Source organism: Methanobrevibacter sp. (assembly GCF_036307625.1).
Lineage (GTDB): Archaea > Methanobacteriota > Methanobacteria > Methanobacteriales > Methanobacteriaceae > Methanocatella.
In genome coordinates, this window is the sequence record NZ_JAXJXF010000002.1 from 1 (window position 1) to 4431 (window position 4431).

The window sequence follows — 4431 nt, forward strand, 5'->3', positions numbered from 1 at the left end:
AATTAAATCAAATAGTTAATAAGGTAACAGTTACAAATACTATAATGAATAATTTAGGTGCTAAAAAAAATTTAGCACAAATTATTATGGATAGTATTCTTTAATTAAAAGAGGCGAATATTAAATGATACAAATGACATTAATACAAATTGACAATTATGGGCCATGGACTGTAACTCCAAGACCACGTACTGAATCTGATTTACAAATGCTTCAAGCTAGTTTATTTGCTGATTTAAATAATCATTTCGGCAATAAGAAAGGTTTGGTTTTCTTTACTAGATTTGATAATTTACTTGCAATTTCCAATGGTCTTGATGAAGAAGATCACTTAAGAATTCAAAGGTCTATTAGAAATAGATATCCTATTACTGTAAGTATGGGTGTTGGAGCTGCTGAAACTCCTCATGAAGCTCAAAAATTAGCAACTATTGCTCTTCAAAAAGCGGGCAGTGCTCAATCCGGTGAAAGAAAAGAAATTTTAGCTATCGATAGTTTGGTTAGTGAAGAAGATAGTTATGTTCAAGCAGCTCACATTGATATTAATAGTGTAACTGAAACATTAACTGACATTGAATCTGCTTTTGACACTAGTTTCATGGTTAACAAAGCTCAACATTATTTAATGACTAAATTGATTAAAAAAGGAGCATTATTGTTCTTCATTGGTGGAGATAATTTCATGTCTCCATGTAATGGTTTATCTGAAAAGGAAATTGAAGAAATAATGGTTGAAATTGATGAAGAAATAGGCATTAAACTCAAAGCAGGTATAGGCAGAGGTAAAAATGCTGAAGATGCAGCATACATGGCTGATATAGGACTTGAGGAAATTCGTGCTAATAATAATGAAATGTGGACTTGGGTTATTGAAAAAGAGTATTAAGTGATTTTATGATGAAAGTAGTTGCACCTATGGCCGGAATTTCAAATTCCGAATTTTTAAATCGTGTTATTCCATTGGGTTTTGATGTAGCTACTTTGGGTGGTTATAGTTTAGATGCATCTACTATTGAAGCAAGTAAAGAAATTGTTAAAAGAGGGAGAAAAGAGTTCGATTTCCCTTTAAATGAAATATTTTCGCATATTGAATCGGAAGTTGCTTCAGTAAAGAAAGTTCATCCTAATGTAAAAGTGTCTGCAAATGTAAGGGCAACAACTCCACAGCCAATAATCGATGTTGGTAATATTAAAGAATTGGATATTGTTGAAATTAATTGTCATTGTCGCCAAGAGGAGATTACATCTATTGGTTGTGGGCAAGAAATGTTAAAAAGGCCTGATTTGAAAGAATTCATATCTCAAATTGTTAATAATGTTGATTGTGAAGTTTCTGTTAAAATCAGGGCTAATGTTGATGGGATTGATACGTTAAAAGTTGCCCAATTGATTGGGGATGCAGGTGCAGATTATTTGCATATTGATGCGATGAAAAAAGGTGTTTTTGATGCAGACTATTCTCTTGTAAAAGAGATTTCTGATAATACTGATGTTAAGGTAATTGGAAACAATTCTTTAAATTGTGAAGAGAATATTGAAAAAATGATAGCTGCTGGCGTTTATGGTTTTTCAATTGCTAGAGCAGTTATTTCTGGCAATTTGGATTTTAATATTTCTCAATATTAATATTTTTTTTTAAAACAATTGTTATTAGAAAGTATTATTAATAGTTTTGAATAAAAATTATTTTAATAGGTGATTTCATGGATTTTATTACACTTAAGAATATTACAAAAACATTTGATGGTGTTGATGTTCTTAAAGATATTAATTTGAAGATTAATGAAGGTGAAACTTTAGGTATTTTGGGACGTAGTGGAAGTGGAAAATCTGTTTTAATTAACATGCTTAGGGGTACATTAGATTACAAGCCTGATGCAGGTAATATTATAATGAACCTTGCTGTTTGCCCAGAATGTTTAGCAGTAGACTCTCCATCACATGTCGGTGAAAAATGTAGTTGTGGTGCAACATTAGAATCAAAAGAAGTTGATTTCTTCAATGCTGAAAGAAAATTATTCGCAAGTATCAAAAGAAGAATTTCCATCATGTTGCAACGTAATTTCGCATTGTATGATGAGGAAACAGTAATTGAAAATGTAATGAGGGCAATGCCTGATAATGTCGATTATGAAGAAGGACTGTACTTTGCTCTTGAATTATTAGAAATGGTTCAGATGAATCATAGGATCACTCATATTGCTCGTGATTTGAGTGGGGGAGAAAAGCAAAGGGTTGTTCTTGCAAGACAATTGGCTAAAGGCCCTATGATGTTTTTAGCTGACGAACCAACCGGTACATTAGATCCTCAAACTGCTGTAAAACTTCACAATACTTTGAAAGAGGGCGTAAAAGATGAAGGAATCACCATGTTAATTACTTCTCACTGGCCAGAAGTTATGACTGAACTTGCTGACAATGTTATTTGGTTGGAAGATGGTCAAATTAAAGAAGAAGGAGAACCACAAACTATTGTAGACAAGTTTATGGAAACTGTACCAATTCCAGAAAAACCAGAAATCCCTGAATTCGGTGAAAAACAAGTAATTCTTGAAGATGTTAAAAAACATTACTATTCTATTGAAAGAGGAGTAGTAAAAGCTGTTGATGGAATTAGCTTAGACATTAATAAAGAAGAAATATTCGGTATTGTAGGTTTAAGCGGTTCTGGAAAAACAACTACAACTAGAATGTTGATGGGATTAACTGAACCAAGTAGCGGTAACATTGAAATTAAACTTGGTGATGAATGGATTGACATGACTAAAGTGGGTCCTCTTAATCGTGGCCGTATTATGCCTTATATTGGTTTATTACATCAAGAGTATTCATTATATCCTCATAGAACTATTTTGGGTAACTTAACTGATGCAATCAGTTTGAATTTGCCTGCTGAGTTTGGTAAAATTAAAGCTATTCATGCATTAACTACAGTTGGATTTTCAGATGCAACTGCTGTAGCTATTCTTGACAAATATCCTGACCAATTAAGTGTTGGGGAAAAACATAGGATTGCTCTTGCGCAAGTTTTAATTAAAGAACCTAATCTTATTGTTTTAGATGAACCGACAGGTACAATGGACCCTGTCACTCGTGTTGTTGTAACAGATTCTATCTTAAAAGCACGTACTGAATTAGAACAAACATTCATTATCATTTCTCACGATATGGACTTTGTTTTGGATGTTTGTGATAGGGCTGCTTTAATGAGGGGAGGTAAAATCCTTGATATAGGTACTCCTGAAGATATTGTTGAACAATTAACTCCAGATGAAAAAGAAGACATGCTTAAAGAAAACAGATAATCTTCTTATTCATTTAATATTTTTTTTATTTTTTTCCAATTTGGACAAAATTTGTCCATCAATTTTTTAAAGTTTTTTCCATGATTGAATTCTATCAGATGACATAATTCATGTATCATTACATATTCAAGGCAAATTGGATCTTTTTTTGCTAATTTCAAATTTAATGTAATTCTTTTGTCCTGATATCTACAGTTTCCCCAATTTTTCATGTTTCTTACTTTTACTTCTGAGGGGGTTTTGCCAACCATTGCACTGCATTTTTTCAAAACTGGAGGTATAGCCTTTTTAAGTTCAGACCGATACAGTTCATTTAAAAGTTTTTCTCGGGTTTCCTTTTTGCTTCTTTTGGGAACCGGAAGATATATTATGTTTTCATTATAATCAACATGAATTTTTTTTAATTCATCTTTGGAAACCAATTGTAATTCGTATTCTGCTCCCCAGAGGTAATGTTTTTCACCGGTTTTGTATTTTAATGGGCCTTGTATATTGTTGTTTAAAATTAGTTCCTGCTTTTTTAAAATCCATTCTTTTCTATACTTTACAAAATTGATTATTTCTTCATAGGGTAAAAGGTATGGTGCGGAGATTACAACTTCTCCTTGTGGTGGTAAAACTCGAAGATACATATTTTTGATATTTTTTCGGTGTAGTTGTATTGTTATTCCTTCGATTTCAATTTCTTTCTTTCTCATGTTATCTATTAAAAAATAGTGTTAATGTTTTATTTAAACCTTAATTCTTGTTTGCCATAGTGTCAAATCCAAAGACTATTTTCGCTAGTCTGAATATTATTGGTTAAGATAATAGTAAATATGCAGTTGGTCATATTAAGGGCTCCAGATATAAGAAATTCCTTAGGGCTCATCGCGAGACAATGCATTTAGAACATTTGTTCTAATATGTTGCTATTATCATTATTATCATCGGACTATGGGGAAATGATTCTAGTTTTGTTTCAAATCCTAAATTATTTTTTTACAGTATTAAGTTTAAATATTTTGACTCTTTCAAAAACTTTGTTGATTTAAAATTTTTTGATGAAAATTAGTTGTGAATTTTTAATTTTATCTAAAAATAGTTAAATTTAATAAATAGGTGGAGTAAAAGTTTTTATCATGCC

The 4431-nt window shown here is 31.5% G+C and carries 4 protein-coding genes; 3 read left to right on the forward strand and 1 reads right to left on the reverse strand.

Annotated elements, in window-relative coordinates; genetic code table 11:
* The first annotated feature begins 124 nt into the window (after nt 1-124).
* The 3 genes from UIB65_RS00030 (at nt 125) to atwA (ending at nt 3305) form a co-directional block, all read left to right on the forward strand.
* Complete coding sequence (locus UIB65_RS00030; RefSeq protein ID WP_292606136.1) at nt 125-886, forward strand: GTP cyclohydrolase III; 762 nt, start codon at nt 125-127, stop codon at nt 884-886.
* A gap of 29 nt (nt 887-915) precedes the next feature.
* Nucleotides 916-1626, forward strand: coding sequence for an MJ0144 family RNA dihydrouridine synthase-like protein (locus UIB65_RS00035; RefSeq protein WP_330039129.1), 711 nt, complete (start codon nt 916-918; stop codon nt 1624-1626).
* A 77-nt stretch (nt 1627-1703) separates the two neighbouring features.
* Nucleotides 1704-3305, forward strand: coding sequence for a methyl coenzyme M reductase system, component A2 (gene atwA, locus UIB65_RS00040; protein WP_296803780.1), 1602 nt, complete (start codon nt 1704-1706; stop codon nt 3303-3305).
* A 5-nt stretch (nt 3306-3310) separates the two neighbouring features.
* On the opposite strand, the gene UIB65_RS00045 is transcribed toward atwA, so the two are convergent.
* Nucleotides 3311-4003: a SprT family zinc-dependent metalloprotease gene (locus UIB65_RS00045; protein WP_330039128.1), complete on the reverse strand. Its 693-nt coding sequence runs from the start codon at nt 4001-4003 to the stop codon at nt 3311-3313.
* Nucleotides 4004-4431 lie beyond the last annotated feature (428 nt).